Genomic DNA, 2,767 nt, shown 5'->3' on the forward strand with positions numbered 1-2,767 from the left:
TGTGCTTTCGCGGCCGCGGAGCCTCTATGAGGCCCCGCTGTTTGGCGCGTGGGTGCTCCCGGTGCGTTGTGGGGTGCCTTGAATGGGGTTGGCCCCCGCGTGGCCGCCCACCTCGATGCGGGCGATGATGCGCTCGACGCGGCTCCAGCTGGCAGCCCCGTCCAGGAACTCCTTGAAGCGGCGGACCTTGCCCGTCTTGGCCGACGCTTCAAAACGTGCCAGCGTGCTGGCTTCCAGATCCGCGACATGCTTGCGCAGCGTCGTGGTGGGCGCCAGGCCGAGGATGAAGTCGACATCGTTGGCGCGGCACCAGTCAATGACCAGTGGGCCGCAATAATGGGCGTCGGCCCGGATCAGAATCCGGGTGTTCGGCCAATGGCTCCGGATCGCCCGCACCAGGCGGCGCAGGTGGGGACGGATTTCTGCCCCGCTCGGCCGCTTGGCCGGCCGCAGCACCGCACCGACGAAGCGGCCGTCGCCATCGAACACCACGATCGGCTGGAAGCCGTATTCGTCATGGTGGGCATTGAACAGGCGAAGCTGCTGGGCGCCATGCACGGCGTCAAAGGTGTCGTCGATGTCGAGCACGATCCGCTTCGGCACCTGGCGGAAGGAAGCGCAGTAGAGGTCGACCATCGCCCGGCCCATAGCAAGCAGCGAGCGCACATCGGGTAGGTTCTCCAGCCGACACATCGTCGATTGGGAGGCCAGATCCCGACCCGAAGGCAGCGCATCCTGGGCCATCTTGAAGATCGGATCGGAGCGCAGCCGATTGGCGTCATTGCCATCCTCATAGCCGGCGGCAATCATCTTCATGCGAAAGCCGATCATGTCGGCAAGGCTGTGGACGGTCTGGTCCGGGCAGCGCGGATCGCCGATGCAACACGCCAGACGCTCGGCCACACGCAGCCGCTTTTCCACCTCGGCCAGAGCCAGAACGCCACTGTTGGACGACAGCATGCCGCCGTCGAAACGGGCGATGACGGCCTTGCCGCCGACAGATGACAAACCGCTCAGCGGTAGCATAAGATCATTCATGGCGGATGTGGTCTCCGGGAAATGATTCGGATCGGCGTAAGCAACCAAATCCTACGTCATTTCAATGGTTTGCGCCACATCCGCCAACCCACCGTGAATTTTTCAGGCTAGCTTACGCGCAATGGCCCGGATGCCGATTCCCTTGGCAAGCTCAAGCGCAATATCCTCGCGCTCCCGAAAGGAAAGATATCGCCCCGAAGGCGGCTTCGCCCACGGCGCCAAATGCGTTGGCGGCATCCCTCCTGCACTCCGAAACCAGCGCGGACCAAGAGGCGTTGATATACCGGCATCCAGTGCGGCCTCCTCGCTCGAACGTCCCAAGGCAATAGCTTGCCAGAACCGGAAGCGATTCTCACGCTGCCAGGCAGGCGGACGCCCGGGCGAATCTAGCTTCTTTCGAGTGCACCGATCTGAAGCGCGTTGGTGAACCGTCATTGCAACCTCCAATCCCTTGGTGTTGCGACGGCCGGTTGAATCCGCCAATACGTCTCTATCAGACACCGAGCGCCTGGCGGAAGGCGGGCGTCGAACCTTCGGTGGGCAGTGTCGGCGACTCTTACGACAATGCTCTCGCCGAACGATCAACGGTCTTTACAAGGCCGAGGTGATCCATCGACGCGGACGCTGGCGCTCATTCGAGGCCGTCGAGTTCGCCACGCTCGAATGGGTCGACTGGTTCAACAATCGCCGGCTGCTGGAGCTCATCGGGCAACATCCCGCCGGCCGAAGCCGAGCAACGCTACTATGCCATGTTTTGAAACAGCCATAGCCGCGTGACTCAAACGATACGGCCTCCGGAAAACCCGGGGCGGTTCAGTCGCGAAAAACGCAACACGGCTCGGTGGGCGCAGTGTGGATAAGTTCTCAGAGCCGACATCGCAGTTGACGTCGTGATTTGCCCGCACTCCAAGGTTTCCACCTCCTGATTTCACTCGAGCTTTCGATGGGCGGGTTGTCGAAATCCGGCTCCACGTATGACGACTTCGATGCGCGATCCAATGCTCACGACGAAGCTCCACCGAGAGGCTTCTTGGGGACGGGTCAACCGAAAGTTGCGGCATCGTTCGGGTCGACGAAGCCAGCAGGGATCGGGTTTGCGGCGGTGAGTCGGGCTCATGCCTTCCGGACAGACTCGTCATGCCGTTGAGCGGAGATACACTGTCGCGAATGATCCGCGGCTGCTTGAGCCGCCGCAAGTACCCGCGTCGACTTGGCCTTGGTGCAAGGGGCGGTCGCTACCGCACGGGCCGGTCATCGACCGCTCCGCACGGTGGCAGCCGCTGTCGCGCCGCAATTGTGCATGGCTCCTGAGAGAAAACCCGGCATCTCTCAATGAGCTGTTCGACCGGTTTCTTCGCCATCTCCATGAAAATACGCGGAAGCTTTCGGTCCCGGGCCGTTTCGCTGAAGTAATACGCGGCGACGATGATGCTGGCGTCGAGCCAAGATCGCCGATGCCTGTCCGGGCGGCAATCACTCAGCCTCGGAGCACGTGGCCGAGGCCAGACCAACCGCCTCAAGACCATCAAGCGCCACGACGATGCCGGAAAGGACGTCGTCCCGGATCCGGATATTGGAATGCGGTTCGCGTTATAGTTGGCAACTGCGAGTTTCATGATGTCTTCGAGCGAGTAGCGCACCAGGCTAGCCTGAAAAATTCACGGTGGGTTGGCGAATGTGGTTCAAGCCGTTGAAATGACGTAGGATTTGGTTGCTAAGGCCGATCCGA

3 pseudogenes are annotated in these 2,767 nt (G+C 61.7%); 1 reads left to right on the forward strand and 2 read right to left on the reverse strand.

Annotated elements, in window-relative coordinates:
- Positions 1 to 105 precede the first annotated feature (105 nt).
- Positions 106 to 1,038 (reverse strand): annotated as a pseudogene (locus tag NKI52_RS32520) (IS1380 family transposase); the annotation flags it as partial.
- A 108-nt stretch (positions 1,039 to 1,146) separates the two neighbouring features.
- Positions 1,147 to 1,473 (reverse strand): annotated as a pseudogene (locus NKI52_RS32900) (helix-turn-helix domain-containing protein); the annotation flags it as partial.
- 45 nt (positions 1,474 to 1,518) lie between these two features.
- On the opposite strand from NKI52_RS32900, the pseudogene NKI52_RS32530 reads away from it, so the two are divergent.
- Positions 1,519 to 1,815, forward strand: a pseudogene (locus NKI52_RS32530) (integrase core domain-containing protein); the annotation flags it as partial.
- Between the last annotated feature and the right edge of the window lie 952 nt (positions 1,816 to 2,767).

It is taken from the genome of Mesorhizobium sp. M0590 (genome assembly GCF_040320905.1).
Classification (GTDB): Bacteria; Pseudomonadota; Alphaproteobacteria; order Rhizobiales; family Rhizobiaceae; genus Mesorhizobium.